The sequence below is a fragment of the Pseudomonas sp. RV120224-01b genome (assembly GCF_003208145.1).
Classification (GTDB): Bacteria; Pseudomonadota; Gammaproteobacteria; order Pseudomonadales; family Pseudomonadaceae; genus Aquipseudomonas; species Aquipseudomonas monteilii.
Map to the genome: position 1 here is coordinate 225119 of NZ_QKMQ01000007.1, position 15593 is coordinate 240711.

Consider the following 15593-nt stretch of genomic DNA (forward strand, 5'->3'; position numbering starts at 1 on the left):
ATAGATGAAACAAATTAGTTCAGGATGGAAACACTTCAATTCTGAACAGGCGCCGCCATGCACTCCCCCACCTCCCAGGTCGTCGTGCTGATCAGCCACCTGCAGCGCCCCCGGCAACGCAGCCGCCTCGCGCAAATGGTGGCCGCGCTCGCCGCGGACTACCTCGACACCCACATCGAAGTGCTCGACACCTCGGTGACCGAGGCGTTGCAAGCCGCCCGCGAACTGGAATTGCGCGGCGAAGCCGACGTGTTCATCTGCGCCGGGGCCACTGCCGCCTACCTGCGCAAGCACCTGGCGCGCCCGGTCCTGACCATGCGCGTGGGCGGCGATGACCTGCTGCGGGCGCTGGGGCAGGCGCGCGAGCATGCCTCGCAAGTGGCCTTGCTCAGCTACCACCGCATCGACCAGGGCCTCCAGGCCATGGCCGCGCTGTTCACGGTGCAGGTTCACCAGGCCGCCTACACCTCCCTGGAAGAGGCGCGCCAAGCGGTCGAACAGGCCGCCCGGCTGGGATGTCGCAGCGTCATCGGTTCGTCGACGGTGGTGGAGCTGGCGGAACAGGCAGGCCTGCACGGCGTGCTGTCGCTGAGCGAAGACACCGTGCGCAAGGCGCTCGAGGAGGCCCTGGGCATTCTCGACAGCCAACGTATCGAGATCGCCAAACGCCGGCACTTGAACGCCGTGCTGCAACACATCCCCACCGGTGTGGCGGCGGTCGACAACCAGGGCGTGGTGCAGTCGCTCAATCCGGCCCTGGCCCACCTGCTGGATTTGCCACTGAGCGCAGCGCTGGGCCGTCCGCTGCAGCAGTTGTGCCCGGAACTGGACCTGGAGCAGGCGTTGGCGGAGGGTGGCGAAGAAAACCGGGTGATCCGGCTCGGCTCACATGCAGTGGTCAGCAACCTGCTGCCGATCCTCGAGAACGGCCAGCGCACCGGACTGGTCCTGACCTGCCAGGACACCACCGCCGTGCAGCGCGCGGACCAACGCATCCGCTCCACCCGCCGCCCCGGCGCCTTTACCGCCCGATACCGCCTCGAGCAGCTCGACGGCAACAGCCGGGCCAACCGCGAAATGCTGCAGCTGGCCAGGCGTTTCGCCGCCAGTCATTCAACCATCCTGATCACCGGTGAAAGCGGTACCGGCAAAGAGTTGCTGGCCCAGGGCATCCATAACGAGAGCCCGCGTCGACAGGGCCCCTTCGTCGCCATCAACTGCGCGGCATTCCCCGAGTCGCTGCTGGAAAGCGAACTGTTCGGCTATGAGGAAGGCGCCTTCAGCGGCTCGCGCAAGGGCGGCAAGCCCGGCCTGTTCGAAGTGGCTCACCGTGGCACGCTGTTCCTCGACGAGATAGGCGACATGCCCGTGTCACTGCAGACGCGCTTGTTGCGGGTACTGCAGGAGCGCGAGGTCCTGCGCCTGGGCGGCACCGAGCCGATCGCGATCGATGTGCGCATCATCGCCGCCACCCATCAGGACCTGAGTGCTGCGATACAAGATGGCGATTTTCGTACCGACCTCTATTACCGGCTCAACATCCTGCGCCTACAGACCACTCCATTGCGCGAGCGCCCCGAGGATATCGCCCTGATCTGTCGAGGCATCAGCCAGCGCCTGCTGGTCCAAGGTCAGCCGCCCGGCGCGGCGGAGGTGCCAGGCGCCCTGCTGCCTTACCTGGCACGTTATGGGTGGCCAGGCAATGTGCGTGAGCTGGAGAACGTGATCGAGCGGGCGATGCTCTCGGCCCGCGAACTGCTGGGAGAGCGCGGCGTAGATGAACAGTATCTGGCGCGGGTGCTGCCCGAGCTGTGCGAAAGTGTCGCGCCAACCAGCCGTGCCAGGCCCTCCCGGGAGTCGGACCTGCACAGCATCGGCAAGGCCGCCCAGCTGCGGCATGTGCAGGAAACCCTGGACAACTGCCAGGGCAATCTCGACGAAGCGGCGCGGCAGTTGGGAATCAGTCGGACCACGTTATGGCGAAGGCTCAGGTCAGTGCGGTGAATCAACTACTTTGCCACCCAACGGCCAATCACCGATCAAGTATCGTTCCGCGTCGACGGAAGACGTTAGTCACGAGCGCTCCAGTACGGGCGTGGGCCCGCCCAGTTTCCAGCCACTGCACCCTGGAGACGCACTGACGCCCACCGCATACCACATCGATGACTAGCCGAAATCGCCATTCTCGATCGCGTATCCTACTGAGGGTATCGAGGGGTATTTCTGGGGGTACATTTCTGCTTCTGCAATCCAGAAGTCCTGCCCTAGAGCCATGTCCAAATGTTCTTTGGGGATCCGGATAGTCTGTGAGTGGCGATGCCTTCCTGCGCACCGGGCCTGTCCTTGGTTGATCTCCGCTATCCCCCTGAGATGCCTCGTGGAAAGCAGCCATCGGCCCAGAGCTGACGATCAGCACTGATAGCCGATAGCGGTCGCAATCACCCGCTCGTTCTTTGACGAGCGCGTTGAGCTCGACGGTTGAGTCGGGCATTTTGTTGCCCGTTCATCTGCTCGAGTGCACCTCGATGACCTGAACAGCTTCCAAAGAGTACGGCCCAGAAAAGCTGGACCCTATTGGAGAGGTCCCTATGTCTACCGACCCGAGTTTTCAAGATCAACCGCAAGGTTCAGACCCGTCAATGCCTGATCCTGATGGGAATGATCCTACCCTGGATCCCGATGACCCCAAGAAATACGATCCTCTGAAGAAGCCAGACCTTGATCGTCCAGAGGACTGGGACGACCAGGAACGGTTGCCTCCGGAAGCGGATGAACAGACGCCTCTGTCCGATGACAGGCGTTGAGCTAAGTGGATCGGGTGCCGGGGCGGGCAGCAAGCTGGAATGGCCAATGACGGTGGTTCTCCCATCCACAGCCCGGCACTTCGGTTTTACCTTGGCTTCACAGCTCACTCAGGAGTCAATGTGATGCCACGCGGTGACAAGGACAAGTATACGGACAAGCAGAAACGCAAGGCCGAGCACATCGAGCAATCGTACGAGGACAAGGGCGTAGGCAAGGACGAAGCCGAAGCGCGCGCCTGGGCCACCGTGAACAAACAATCCGGTGGCGGTGAAAAGCCGGGAGGCTCGGGGAGCAGGACTCCGGCGCGCGAGAAGAAGACCGCACGCACGGATTCAGCCAAGCGCGCCGCCGAGTCTCGCCAGGGGCACTCACGCGCTTCGCGCGCGTCGCTGGAATCGCAAAGTAAGGAAAGCCTTATGAAGGAGGCGCGCAGTAAAGACATCACGGGGCGCTCGGGCATGAACAAGGCCCAGTTGATCGAAGCCCTGCGAAAACAGGGGTGATCGAGGAGGGTCGGCACAGCGTGAGGCTCGCTCGCCTCACACTCAGCGCCATTGGGTCATCAACCTGCCCCGCTCCACGCTCAGGCTTTGCCGTATTCCCCGCCAAGCGTCAACCGGCCCCGTCCAATGCCGAGTGGGAGATCTGAGGATCAACGAACAGGGCAAGGTAGCGGCGGTAACCTTCAGGAAGATGATCTTCAGCGTGCCGGTGGTGCAAGCCAACACGGCTCACTGCGCAGCAGGTGACTTTGTTTGAGCTGCCAGTGGTCGATGATGTTGTACGCCGCGCGGATGCCAGGAAAAGTCCAGACGCTCTTTGGGAGAACCAAACATCCTGGCATTGTGCTCGCTGATCTCATGCTCAGGGGTCGCTGGGGTAATGATTCGAGGCACTCGCTGCTCCGGAATTGGGCTCCGCGCTACGGGATGAGCCTGGAGCTGAGTTCGGTAGAGCAAGCGATGGGACATGGAATTCAATTGGATTGATATCCCGCACCGCTCGTCGTTTCTACCGCAGATTGAAACCAACACATCGGGGCAAGGCCTTTCGAACCGGTATGACCGTTCTCAACTGCAGGAGCTTCTACCATGCGAGACTTTCCTACCCCACCCTTCCCTTCGCAGCATCAAAATGTCCCTGGCTCACAGCGCAAGATGGAGCCCTACCCGGATTGTGGTGAGCAGTCGTATACCGGCCACAATCGACTCGTAGGCAAGATTGCACTCATCACCGGAGCAGACAGCGGCATCGGACGGGCAGTAGCGATTGCCTATGCCCGTGAAGGAGCCGACGTCGCCATCGCTTATCTGGATGAGCATGAAGACGCGCAAGAAACTGCGCGCTGGGTCGAGGCCGCAGGCCGTCAATGCCTGCTGTTGCCCGCAGATCTGGCGCAGAAACAGCACTGTTACGACATCGTCGAAAAGACAGTCAGCCAGTTCGGGCGTATCGACGTCCTGGTCAACAACGCAGCGTTCCAGATGGCCCACGAAACCCTGGAAGAGATCGACGATGATGAATGGGTGAAAACCTTCGATACCAATATCACCGCCATCTTCCGTATTTGCCAGGCGGCACTGCCTTCCATGCCCAAGGGCAGTGCGATCATCAATACGAGCTCGGTCAATTCCGACGATCCATCCCCCAGCCTGCTTGCCTATGCCGCGACCAAAGGGGCCATTGCCAACTTCACTGCCGGTTTGGCTCAGCTGTTAGCCAAGAAAGGCATCAGGGTCAACAGCGTCGCGCCAGGCCCTATCTGGACACCTTTGATTCCGGCAACCATGCCGGACGAGGCCGTCAAGAACTTTGGTTCCAGCTATCCGATGGGGCGGCCGGGGCAGCCGGTCGAAGTCGCGCCGATCTACGTGCTGCTGGGCTCCGACGAGGCCAGTTACATCAGTGGCTCACGTTACGCAGTGACTGGCGGCAAACCGATCCTTTAGCGAAAAGAGGCTCGCCGTGCTGGCGAGCCTCAACCTCCTTAAGCATTGAACCGTTTCTTTCTGCGTGTACTCAGCCAATACGGAGCCCGGCATTACGCGCCTAATGATTGTGAAAATTGTCCCAGAACGTGTAGATGCGCTGCTCCCGCTCCAGCCACGCCAACAGTGCGGGCAGGCGGCTGCGGATACCATTGATATTGAAGGTGGCGAACTTCAGCGCTTTCATGCGTCAGGGTCGCTCACGTGAGCCTGTACGGCATCTTCCAGTGCCCGGATATGTGCCTCGTCGGCCAGTGCCTTCAGCGCCAACCAGTCATCCCAGTCAATCGCACCGTCGTCCCGTAGCGCCTCAGCGGTGCGAACCAGTTCATGGTGGTAGGCATCCGGCGATTCGCGCCTGTAGCTGATGTCGTCGTACTGCGCGTACCAGGCTTCGCGTTCAGGAATACTGCGTTCGATGCTCATGACGGCTGCCTCATTCTATCCCTGCTAGTGAGAGCCCGATTGCCGCGCAATGTTCAACTGCAACGGTCAGCCGCTCAGCCCCCCTACCGCTGAAGTAGTGCATTGGAACTTCTCACCCCTTCCGAGACGTCCCACATCCACACCTGGCGAAAACGGAGACTGAACGATGAGTGCAAAACTGAGTGGCAAGCGCGTAGCCTTTCTGGTCACCGATGGCTTCGAACAAGTGGAGTTGACCGGCCCCCGTGAAGCCTTGCAGAAAAACGGGGCCGTGATTGACATCCTGAGTGACAAGGAAGGCACTGTCCGCGGCTGGAACCATGACAAGCCGGCCGACGAGTTTGCGGTGGACGCGACGTTCGACAGCGCCCACCTCGACCTTTACGATGCCATCGTGCTACCGGGTGGGGTACAGAATTCCGACACCATCCGCCTGATACCTGGCGCCCAGAAACTGGTGAAAAGCCACAACTCGGCCAGCAAGCCGCTTGCGGTAATCTGCCACGGCGCCTGGCTGCTGGTATCGAGTGGACTGGCCAAGGGCAAACGGATGACCAGTTACAAGACCTTGCAGGATGACATTCGCAACGCAGGTGGCCACTGGGTAGATGAAGAGGTAGTGGTGGACGGCAACCTGATCACCAGCCGGATGATATCCCTGCCTTCAGCGAGCAATTGATCAAGGCCCTTGCTGGCTAGCTTCCTGACCCGAGAACTGGCAAACACATGGTTTGCCAGTTCAACAAGCCTGCGCCGCTTGCCCCGGTAGGGCAGGCATGTCGAACTGTGGAAGACGAGCCGGGGCAACAGATGGATGCAGGTGCGGCAGGCAAGCGCCCACGGCAGCCAGGCTCACGGTTTCTTTTCCACGTCCCTCGGTGCTTTCGCGGGGCCTTGCGGGTCCACTTGAGGGTCATCCAGGTCCGGAGAGTCCGGGTCGAACCCCAGGTCCTGATCAGTCGTTGCATGATCGGAAGAATGGGGGCCTTTCTGCAGCTGATCGTCGGATTTTTTCATCATCTGGTCTCCGAAGTGTGAGTTGTTCACCGTCACTGTCTTGCCCCTTTCTTAACAACGCCATGGCGTGTTCTTGAAGCCGTCAATGGGAGTCCTCCCTGTCCGGCCCCGCTTCGTTGTGTTCCCCCAGTTGCTGGTACCGCTTTCGAAGCGCATGGAGTTCAGCAGGCCCCATATCCTCAAGGTCGAGCAACGCCTTATGCGCCCGCTGGGTAGTGCGCAACAGTTCGTCAAGTTTGATGTGCATCTCGTCGCTATCACGGTTTTGGGTATTCTGAATCAGGAACACCATCAGGAATGTGATGATGGTGGTCGACGTGTTGATTACCAGCTGCCAAGTGTCGTTGAAATGAAACAAGGGCCCGCTTACGCCCCAGGCAATGATCAACATCAAGGCGATAACGAAGGTCAACGGGCGTCCGCTGTGGTTGGCCAGCCTTTGTGCAAAACGATCGAACTTCATGACTAAACCTCCATCACCCTGGACGCTATGTGATAAACACTGGCATCCGGTGGAGGATGGCAACACCGGTAAAGTTCCGTTTTTGCGTGGCCTTCCACTCGTCAATCCTGCTGAACCCTCTTGTACTACTACGAGTCGCTATTCATAAGTACAGGGTTGATGGGCCGTCGTGCTACTACGACACCCCTAGCCTGGGCCAGGCCCGTAGCGATTGCGAACGCAACAACGGTGTGTGGCAGACCCATTGAGGGCGTCACCCAAGCCAGATGCGTGACGGGTGAGTTTCCACATAAACCACGTCCTGTCGCTCTCCCGTCTCACATCTACAGGCATCTGGCCTCACGGCGAAATCGGATCACTCGCCGGGAATGTTTCATCCAGTGCATTATCGACATTGGACTCTTTCGACTCAGCCAACTCACCACACTTGCAGTCGCTCATACGACAGGGCTCGCCGTTGCGATGGCCCTTCGCACAGGCTTCGCAGCAATAGGCCTTGCCATCCTGGACCAGAGCATTGGCATCCACGGTGCAAGAACAATGGGTGCAGGAACAGCGTTGCTCGTTCATCTCGTCTCTCTCCCTTCGTCATCGGGTACCACGTCATCGGTCCACGGCTCGCCGTCCAGCGGCGCGGAGCGGGCCAGTTCGGCCTCGTCCAGGCCAAAACCACCACCGATCTCGTGGGCCTCCACCTGGCGCAAGGTCTTGTCCGCCGGGCCGCCGCTGCCAGGCTCATCCGGATCGCGGGCACCTGTCTCATCGAGCAGCGTATCGGGGCTCAGGTCATCGAGGGTGACATTGTCCTCGTGCAGGCTGTCGCTCAGCGCCTCGCCGCCGGTCATCCCACTTTCGGCGACACGCCGGGGCGGATAATCCTCGGCGATCTCCCGCGCCGGACGCTCGTCGCCAACTCGTCCTTGGCGTTCATCGCGGCGTTCGCTGAAATCCAGCTCGTGGACGCTGCCCATGCGGTCTTCGGTGTCGTCGATCTCAATGGGCGGTCTTGGGTCATCGGGTGTGGACATGAACGTTCTCCGTCTGTGGGCTTAACTCGGTCGACTCTCCCCGGCGGCAAATGATTCAGAGTTTCTGCCAGCCCCACCCCTCGCATTTTTTGAACTCCTCGCGCCACCGCCGCCTCCCAATCCTGAGACCCGCGAACCCTTCCGGAGCCCGTCATGGCCAAACCCCTGCAGGAGTACCAGCGCAAGCGCGACTTCAATGCCACGCCCGAGCCGGCCGGCAAGCGCGCCCGCCCCCGCTCGGCCCATGCACTGCAGTACTGCATCCAGAAGCACGATGCCAGCCACCTGCACTACGATTTTCGCCTGGAGCTCGACGGCACACTCAAGAGCTGGGCCATCCCCAAGGGCCCCTCACTGGATCCGAAGGTCCGGCGCCTGGCAGTGCATGTGGAGGATCATCCGCTGGATTACGCCAACTTCGAAGGAAGCATCCCCGAAGGCCACTACGGCGCCGGCGATGTCATTGTCTGGGACCGGGGTGTGTGGGAGCCCGAAGGCGACCCACGTGAAGCATATGCAAAGGGCAAGCTGCGCTTTCGCCTGCAGGGCGAGAAACTGTCAGGGGTATGGAACCTGTTCCGCACCCACCTGGCCGGCAAGAAAGAGCAATGGATGTTGGTCAAATCCCATGACGGACAGGCGCGTAGTGAAACGGACTACAGCATTGTCGAGGCACTGCCGGACAGCGTGCTGAGCGAACGCACCCTGCCCCCGCGCAGCCCGGCCAAGGCGACCACCACCAAGCACAAGCGAGCCAGCCGCAAACCCCTGCCGGATACGCTCCAGCCGCAACTGGCCACGTTGGTCGACTCCCCACCTAGCGGCGATTGGCGCTACGAAGTCAAGTTCGACGGCTACCGCATCTTGGCACGTATCGACGGTGACGACATACGCCTGTTTACCCGTAATGGCCACGACTGGAGTGCGAAGATGCCCCGGCAGGTCGAGGCGCTCAAGGCTCTGGGCCTCGACTCGGCATGGCTGGACGGCGAGATGGTAGTGGTCGACGACAACGGCGTGGCCGACTTTCAGGCCTTGCAGAACGCCTTCGACACCGAGCATGACGAGCGCATCACCTACTACCTGTTCGACCTGCCTTGGCTGGGTGGCGAGGACCTGCGAGAGCTGCCGCTGCAACAGCGTCGCGCCACCCTGGCCGGGTTGCTGGAAGGCCATGCATCGCAGGTACTCAGGTATTCCGCCGATTTTGAGGAGCCCGTCGAGTCACTGCTCGACAGCGCCTGCCGGCTGGAACTCGAAGGCTTGATCGGTAAACGTGCCGACAGCCCCTACGTTGGCCGGCGCAGTAGTGACTGGGTCAAGCTAAAGTGCAAGCAGCGCCAGGAATTCGTGATCGTCGGCTACACCGACCCCAAAGGCAGCCGCAACGGCTTCGGCGCCCTACTGCTGGCCCTGCACGACCACGGCAGCGGCCAGTTGCGCTACGCCGGCAAGGTCGGCACGGGTTTCAGCGCTGCCACCCTGGATAGCATTCACGCCCGCCTCAAGCCGTTGCAAACCGACAGATCGCCCTTGCCGAAACCACCTACCGGTGCCGAAGCGCGCGGCGTGCATTGGCTCAAGCCACAGCTGCTGGCAGAGGTCGCCTATGCCCAGATGACCCGCGAAGGCATCGTGCGTCACTCGGTGTTCCACGGCCTGCGTGACGACAAACCTGCAAACGCCATCGACCTGGAGCGAGCAATGCCCACCAAGCGCGCAGCACAGACAGAACCCGAGAACCTGGGCATCCTGCGCCTGACCCACCCCGACCGCGTGGTCGACGCAACCACGGGTACCACCAAGCGCGAGGTCGCCCAGTACTACGCTCAGGTCGCCGACTGGCTGCTGCCACAGCTGAAGGACCGGCCTGTAGCCCTCGTCCGGGCCCCGGATGGTCTGGACGGCGAACTGTTCTTCCAGAAAAACGCCGGCCAGCTGCATATTCCCAAGGTGCTCAGCTACAACAAGGCCCAGGCCGGCCAGGCGGCCATGGTGCTCAACCGCGCCGACAGCCTGCTGGGCGCGGTGCAGATGAACACGCTTGAGCTGCACACCTGGAATGCCACCACCAAGGATTTCGATAAACCCGACCGCTTTGTCCTCGACCTGGACCCTGACCCGGCGCTGCCCTGGAAAGCCATGCTTGAGGCCACCCAGCTGACCCTTACCCTGCTCGACGAACTGGGCCTGAAGGTGTTTCTCAAGACCAGCGGCGGCAAGGGCATGCACCTCGTCGTACCGTTGACCCGCCGCGCTGGCTGGGACGAGGTGAAGGACTTTAGCCATGCCTTGGTCAACCACATGGCCGGGCTGTTCCCTGATCGTCTCAGCGCCGTGTCCGGGCCGAAGAACCGGGTCGGGCGGATCTTTATCGACTATCTGCGCAACGGCAAGGGTGCCACCACCGTTGCCGCCTACTCGCTGCGGGCCCGCGAGGGCCTGCCGGTGTCGGTGCCGATCTGGCGTGAGGAACTGAGCCAGCTCAAGGGTGCCAACCAGTGGAACATCGGCAACCTTCACACGCGGCTTGCACAGGTCGAAGACCCGTGGGCCGAAATGGGCAAGACACGCCAGTCGATCACGTTGCGTATGCGCAAGCAGTTGGGTATTGCATGATGGAACTGACCCACTTCGATTCGTTGTTACACCGTTTTGCTCACCGTTCGCAGGCCATCGAACGCGACGCTTCGCTAATAGAACTGATGCAGGCCTTGCAGGGCGAACGGCTCGACGTGCTCCCGTTGCCCGGCCAGGGCTGCACGCTCGAACGCTGGCGCGTCCTGGCGCGGGTCGCCGGTTGCGATCTAAGCCTGGCCAAACTCTATGAAGGCCATACCGACGCCTTGGCGATCCTCGCCGAATGCGGTGCCGCCCAGCATGCCTCCAACGGCATTTGGGGCGTGTGGGCCGCCGAGCCGCCAGATGCCCGGGCATACATCGTCGAGCGGGACGGTGAACGCGTGCGCCTGCAAGGCCGCAAGGCTTGGTGTTCGGGCGCGTTGCAGGTCGACCGTGCCCTGCTCACGGCCTGGGAAGACGACCAGCCTCAGTTGGTGGCCATCGAACTGCCTCATCCCAGCCAGCGCATCCTGGCCGAGCATTGGCACGCCGTAGGCATGGCCGCCACCAACAGTGTTGTCATCGAATTTGACGACTCGCCAGGGCTGGCCATCGGTACGCCCGGGCAGTACCTGTCCCGTCCTGGCTTCTGGCAAGGTGGCGCGGGTATCGCCGCTTGCTGGTATGGCGCCGCCGAGGCCCTGGCCGGCTACCTTCACGAACAGTGCCGCAAACCCAGGCGCGACCCGTATGCTGATGCGCATCTGGGCGCAGTCGATGCAGCCTTGTACGGTGCCCGTGCAGCCTTGCGCGAATGCGCCACCTGGATCGACCTCCACCCTCAGGACGACGCCAGCTTCCAGGTGCGGCGCACCCGCGCCCAAGTCGAGCAGGCGGTCGAACAGGTCATCCAGCATGTCGGCCGGGCACTGGGGGCCACACCGTTCTGTCTAAGCGGCCATTTTGCGAGGCTCAGTGCAGACTTGCCGGTGTACCTGCGCCAGAGTCACGCCGAGCGCGACCTGGCCGAGTTGGGCCGACAACTGACCGGCATGCCGGCGGGAGCATGGCAGCTATGAGCCAGAACTTGATACAGGCTGCGCAAGGGACGCCATGGAGCGCCTGGCAGCATTCTGCTCAGCTGGCCCGCGCCAGCTGGACGCTGCCCGAACAGTTGTGCCCACCCGGAAGGCGCATGGTATTGCTGGCTCCGCACCCGGACGACGAAATCCTCATGGCCGGCGGGCTGCTGGCCAGCTTCCAGGGGCGAGAACAGGACGTGCTGCTTGTTTCTGCAACCAATGGCGAGGGCAGCCACCCACATTCCTCGCAATGGCCCGAGCGCCGCCTGCGTCATCAGCGCCCACTGGAAAGCCGCCATGCCCTGCAACTGCTTGGGCTGGACCTCAACCGCCTCGACTGGCGACGACTCAACCTCAAGGACGGCGCGCTGCCCCACGATGAAGCCTTCCTGGTCAACCACCTGAACCAGTTGCTCAAGCCTGGCGACCTGCTGCTGACCACATGGCGCGGCGACGGCCATTGCGACCACGAAGCAGCAGGTCGCGCCTGTGCCCAGGCTGCCCAGGCCAGGCGTGTACAACTGGCTGAGGTCCCGGTCTGGGCCTGGTACTGGGCAAGCCCCGATGACCCGCGTTTGCCCTGGCCCCGGGCTCACCGCCTGCAGCTCTGCGATGAGCATCTGGCTCTCAAGCGCCAAGCCCTTGCCGCACATGCCAGCCAGTTGCAGCCCGATGGTGATCGGCCACCAGTTGTGCCAGAACAGCTGCAGGCTTGCCTGTTGCAACCGTTCGAACTGATCTTTCTGTCAACGGAGGCAACATGAGCCTGGACGCACAGTACTTCGCCGACTTGTACGCCGGCAGCGATGACCCCTGGGCCTTTCGTACCCGCTGGTACGAACGGCGCAAGCGCGAGCTGACCCTGGCCAGCCTGCCGCGCCAATGCTACGAGCGCGTATTCGAGCCGGCCTGCGCCAACGGCGAGCTGAGCGTTATGCTGGCCGAGCGCTGCGCCAGCCTGTCGTGCCAGGACATCGACGCGACCGCCGTGGCCCTGGCCCGTCAGCGGCTTGCAGGCGTGAGCCACGCCCATGTCGAACAGGGCCACCTGCCGGGCGACTGGCCGGGCGGTCAGTTTGACCTGATCGTGCTCAGTGAGATCGGCTACTACCTGGACCCCAGCGACTGGTTGCAGGTGATCGAGCAGTCGGTGGCCAGCCTGGCGTATGACGGCGGTTTGCTGGCCTGCCACTGGCGCCATCCCATCGCCGGTTGCCCGCAGGATGGCCGCGAGGTGCATGCTCTGCTGGCCCGGCATCTGCCACTTTACCCACTGCTGCGTCACGAGGAGGCAGACTTCCTGCTCGAATACTGGTCGTGTCAGCCCGGCGTGGTGGACCTCGACGAGACCTGCCCATGATCGCCGTCATCATCCCCGCCCACAACGAAGCCCGTCGTCTTGGGCACTGCCTGGCCGCCGTCAAGCTGGCGGTGTCTCAGGCCGAATCTGCGGGCCTGGCGGCCGAGGTTCTGGTGGTGCTCGATCGCTGCGTCGACGCCAGCGCGCGCATCGCCCGCCGCCATGGTGTGCATACCCTGGAACTGGAGGCCGGCAATGTCGGCATCGCCCGGCGCCTGGGCGCGGCGTGGATGATCGAACGCGGCGCTCAGTGGCTGGCCTTCACCGACGCCGACAGTCGCGTGCCCAGACATTGGCTGGTGTCACAACTGCAATGGCACGCGGACGCGGTGTGCGGCACGGTGCATATCGAGCGCTGGCAGCCGTGGCAGAACGCAGCGTTACGCCAGTTGTATCGCAGCCGTTATCAGGCACGTGACGGGCATCGGCATATCCATGGCGCCAACCTCGGCGTATGTGCCAAAGCCTACGAGCGCGTGGGAGGCTTCCAGCCATTGCCGGCGCATGAAGATGTGCAACTGGTGTTGGCCCTTGAAGCCAGCGGCGCACAGATCATCTGGACGGCGGCGCACAGCGTGGCCACCAGCAGCCGGGTGGACAGCCGCGCGCGTCAGGGCTTCGGGGACTATCTCCGCGGGCTGGAGGGGCAGCTACCGTAGCTCAAGAGGCCTTGCGTGGCCGTTTGGCCGCCGGTTTCTTGGTCTTGGTCTTGCCACCGAGGCTGCGTTTGAGCAGTTCGGTGAGGTCGATGATATCGGCGCCCTTCTCCGCCGCCTCGCCCTCGCCTTTGTCCACGGTCTCGATCTTGCCTTTGCTGGCCTTCTCCTCCACCAGGTCGAGGATGGTCTGGCGAAACGCATCATGGTACTCATCGGGCGTCCATTTCCCGCTCATGTCCTCCACCAGGCGCCTGGCCATGTCCAGCTCACGCTTGTCGACCTTGCTCTCGGTCACGCTCTTGTCCAGTTCCAGCGTATCCAGCCCACGCACCTCTTCCGGCCAGCGCAGCGTGATCAATACCAGTGCATCGTCCAGCGGGCGCAGCAGCGCCAGGTGCTGCCGGGTGTGCAGCACGACGGTGGCCAAGGCCACCTTGCCGGTGCTGTGCAGGGTCTCGCGCAGCAAGGCATAGACCTTGGCACCACGACGGTCGGGGCTCAGGTAGTAGGGGGTGTCAAACTGTTGCAGCGGAATGTCGCCGGCGTCGACGAACGAGAAGATGTCGATGGTCTGGGTCGCTTCAGGCCTGGCCTTGCGAATTTCCTCTTCGCTGATCACCACGTAGCGGCCCTTCTCATACTCCACGCCCTTGACGATGTGCTCCTTGTCGATCTCCTTGCCGGTCACCTTGTTCACCCGCTTGTAGCCCACCGGCTCCATGCTGCGCTTGTCCAGCCAGTCGAAGTCCACACGCTCGCTGCGTACGGCGGTATTCAACGAGACGGGGATGTGCACCAAGCCAAAACTGATCGCGCCTTTCCAGATTGACCGGGCCATGGTCCGCTCCTACACATTGAAAGGTTGACCGGGCTGGCTGTAGCGCAGCGCGCCACAGCGTTCGCAACACTGGCAGTGAAGGCCGGCGACTTCACACACCAGCAGGCTGCGCCATTGGCAGCCACGCAGCAGGCAGTAGAGTTTCATCAGCCACCTCCCTGGCCCTCTGGAGTATCCGGGCCCTTACTGAAACTGACTCCAAGGCGCCGCGAAGGTTTATCCGGATTTCCAAGGGGCAGCGGCTCGCCACCGGCCTACCGATGATCGCTCATCACCTGCCCGACCACTGCGCGCATCGCCTGGCGGTTATCCAGGCCCTGTTCACGGGCCAACGCGAAGGCCTGCCGCTGGCGATCGGCACTGCTGCCTTCGCGCAGGATATGCCGGGCCTGAACGAATGATCGCTCGGCATCGGCGGTGTCCGGCGGGCATTGCAGCTGCAACTGCATCAGCCAGCCCTCGGCGCTGACCGGCTGTTGCGCATGGACACCGATGAAGTTGGCCAGGCGGCCCTGACGCAGGGCGCGCCAGTAGTTTTCCTGGCTAATCCAGCGCATCTCGCGGCTGGCGGGGTCGTCGTGGCGGGCCAGCACCTGCCCGACAAGGTGGCGAAACAGGCCGGCGACAGCCAGGGCATCCTCCAGCCGCGGGCAGCCATCGCAGATACGCAGCTCGACCGTCGGAAACCGCCGCGAGGGCCTGATCGCCCACCAGAAGTCGCCGTCTTCGGCCAGGCTGCCGGTCCGTTGCAGCAATGCCCGGTAGCGCTGGTACGCGCTCCAGTCCGGCAACGGCTCGGGCAGCCCCATGTGCGGCCATTCCCCGCACACCACGCGGCGGTAGCTCATATAGCCGGTATCCTCACCGCCCCAATACGCAGACGAGGTACTGAGCGCCAACAACAAGGGCAGCCAGTACAGCACCCGATTGATCACCCGCATTCGATCGATGCCCACCGGTACGCCGACGTGCACGTGCAGGCCATTCAACAGGCTGCGCCGGGCCACCAGCTGGTAATCGTCGAACAACTGGCGATAGTGCGGGGAGCCACGTGGGCGTTGGCGCAGCCACTGGGCGCTGGGGTGGCTCGCCGCGCCGTATAGCCCGGCGCCCTCATCGGCCAGCGCCTGGGCCAGGCGCTGTCGCCGCTCGCCAAAGAACTCACGCGCCTGTTGCAGTGCGTCGAATATGGGCGAAGCGATCTCTATCTGGCTACGGAACATTTCCTCCGCGAACCACGGGCCCAGCGCATCCCGACAACAGCGGGCCACGGCTGCTGACGGAGCCGCCATGACCTGCCCGGTGGCCAGGTTCACCAGCAGGTATTCTTCCTCGATGCCAAACGTGCACTGCCGCGCCACGACG

At 62.7% G+C, this 15593-nt stretch carries 17 protein-coding genes and 2 pseudogenes; 10 read left to right on the forward strand and 9 right to left on the reverse strand.

Annotated elements, in window-relative coordinates:
- The first annotated feature begins 57 nt into the window (after window positions 1–57).
- The 4 genes from prpR to N436_RS13770 all read left to right on the forward strand — a co-directional run bounded on the left by prpR (window position 58) and on the right by N436_RS13770 (window position 4754).
- Window positions 58–2004 carry a propionate catabolism operon regulatory protein PrpR gene (gene prpR / locus N436_RS13755; protein ID WP_110741320.1) on the forward strand — a complete coding sequence of 649 codons (1947 nt, stop codon included), beginning with the start codon at window positions 58–60 and terminating at the stop codon, window positions 2002–2004.
- 584 nt (window positions 2005–2588) lie between these two features.
- Window positions 2589–2804, forward strand: a complete 216-nt coding sequence (locus N436_RS13760; protein WP_110741321.1) for a hypothetical protein — start codon at window positions 2589–2591, stop codon at window positions 2802–2804.
- A gap of 123 nt (window positions 2805–2927) precedes the next feature.
- Complete coding sequence (locus N436_RS13765) at window positions 2928–3308, forward strand: termination factor Rho (RefSeq protein WP_110741322.1); 381 nt, start codon at window positions 2928–2930, stop codon at window positions 3306–3308.
- Window positions 3309–3896: 588 nt separating this feature from the next.
- Entirely contained in the window at window positions 3897–4754 is an 858-nt protein-coding gene (locus N436_RS13770) for a glucose 1-dehydrogenase (RefSeq protein ID WP_110741323.1), read from the forward strand.
- A 142-nt stretch (window positions 4755–4896) separates the two neighbouring features.
- Here the strand turns inward: N436_RS13770 and N436_RS13775 are convergent.
- Both N436_RS13775 and N436_RS13780 read right to left on the reverse strand, forming a co-directional pair.
- Window positions 4897–4980, reverse strand: a pseudogene (locus N436_RS13775) (exodeoxyribonuclease III); the annotation flags it as partial.
- Complete coding sequence (locus tag N436_RS13780) at window positions 4977–5219, reverse strand: hypothetical protein (protein ID WP_110741324.1); 243 nt, start codon at window positions 5217–5219, stop codon at window positions 4977–4979. The pseudogene N436_RS13775 and the gene N436_RS13780, both read right to left, overlap by 4 nt.
- Before the next feature lie 166 nt (window positions 5220–5385).
- Here N436_RS13780 and N436_RS13785 point away from each other — a divergent pair.
- A pseudogene (locus tag N436_RS13785) lies at window positions 5386–5918 on the forward strand (type 1 glutamine amidotransferase domain-containing protein).
- Between the two features lie 153 nt (window positions 5919–6071).
- On the opposite strand, the gene N436_RS28750 reads toward N436_RS13785, so the two are convergent.
- From N436_RS28750 to N436_RS13810, 4 genes are all read right to left on the reverse strand, one after another.
- Entirely contained in the window at window positions 6072–6236 is a 165-nt protein-coding gene (locus N436_RS28750; protein WP_256589961.1) for a DUF6021 family protein, read from the reverse strand.
- A gap of 82 nt (window positions 6237–6318) precedes the next feature.
- Window positions 6319–6699: a low affinity iron permease family protein gene (locus N436_RS13795; RefSeq protein ID WP_110741326.1), complete on the reverse strand. Its 381-nt coding sequence runs from the start codon at window positions 6697–6699 to the stop codon at window positions 6319–6321.
- A 339-nt stretch (window positions 6700–7038) separates the two neighbouring features.
- The gene (locus tag N436_RS13805; RefSeq protein ID WP_110741328.1) at window positions 7039–7269 is read right to left on the reverse strand and encodes a metallothionein; all 231 of its coding nucleotides are present in this window, start codon (window positions 7267–7269) and stop codon (window positions 7039–7041) included.
- Window positions 7266–7727, reverse strand: a complete 462-nt coding sequence (locus tag N436_RS13810) for a phosphotransferase system, HPr-related protein (RefSeq protein ID WP_110741329.1) — start codon at window positions 7725–7727, stop codon at window positions 7266–7268. Before N436_RS13810 ends, N436_RS13805 begins: the two co-directional genes overlap by 4 nt.
- A gap of 153 nt (window positions 7728–7880) precedes the next feature.
- Here N436_RS13810 and ligD point away from each other — a divergent pair, with 153 nt between their 5' ends.
- From ligD to N436_RS13835, 5 genes are read left to right on the forward strand one after another with little or no spacing between them, the layout of a single operon-like run.
- The gene (gene ligD / locus N436_RS13815; RefSeq protein WP_110741330.1) at window positions 7881–10346 is read left to right on the forward strand and encodes a DNA ligase D; all 2466 of its coding nucleotides are present in this window, start codon (window positions 7881–7883) and stop codon (window positions 10344–10346) included.
- Window positions 10343–11368: an acyl-CoA dehydrogenase gene (locus N436_RS13820; RefSeq protein WP_110741331.1), complete on the forward strand. Its 1026-nt coding sequence runs from the start codon at window positions 10343–10345 to the stop codon at window positions 11366–11368. The genes ligD and N436_RS13820 overlap by 4 nt, the downstream gene beginning before the upstream one ends.
- The gene (locus N436_RS13825) at window positions 11365–12135 is read left to right on the forward strand and encodes a PIG-L deacetylase family protein (RefSeq protein WP_110741332.1); all 771 of its coding nucleotides are present in this window, start codon (window positions 11365–11367) and stop codon (window positions 12133–12135) included. Before N436_RS13820 ends, N436_RS13825 begins: the two co-directional genes overlap by 4 nt.
- Window positions 12132–12731 (forward strand): bifunctional 2-polyprenyl-6-hydroxyphenol methylase/3-demethylubiquinol 3-O-methyltransferase UbiG, encoded by a 600-nt coding sequence (locus N436_RS13830; RefSeq protein ID WP_110741333.1) that lies wholly within the window; start codon window positions 12132–12134, stop codon window positions 12729–12731. Before N436_RS13825 ends, N436_RS13830 begins: the two co-directional genes overlap by 4 nt.
- On the forward strand, window positions 12728–13390 hold the full coding sequence (locus tag N436_RS13835; protein ID WP_110741334.1) for a glycosyltransferase family 2 protein: 663 nt from the start codon (window positions 12728–12730) through the stop codon (window positions 13388–13390). Before N436_RS13830 ends, N436_RS13835 begins: the two co-directional genes overlap by 4 nt.
- Before the next feature lies 1 nt (window position 13391).
- On the opposite strand, the gene N436_RS13840 is transcribed toward N436_RS13835, so the two are convergent.
- The 3 genes from N436_RS13840 to N436_RS13845 form a co-directional block, all read right to left on the reverse strand.
- A complete protein-coding gene (locus tag N436_RS13840; protein ID WP_110741335.1) occupies window positions 13392–14228 on the reverse strand; it encodes a Ku protein in 837 nt (278 codons plus the stop codon).
- A 9-nt stretch (window positions 14229–14237) separates the two neighbouring features.
- Entirely contained in the window at window positions 14238–14375 is a 138-nt protein-coding gene (locus N436_RS28585; protein WP_177410881.1) for a PSPA7_2676 family Cys-rich small protein, read from the reverse strand.
- Between the two features lie 107 nt (window positions 14376–14482).
- Window positions 14483–15589, reverse strand: coding sequence for a carboxylate-amine ligase (locus N436_RS13845; RefSeq protein ID WP_110741336.1), 1107 nt, complete (start codon window positions 15587–15589; stop codon window positions 14483–14485).
- Between the last annotated feature and the right edge of the window lie 4 nt (window positions 15590–15593).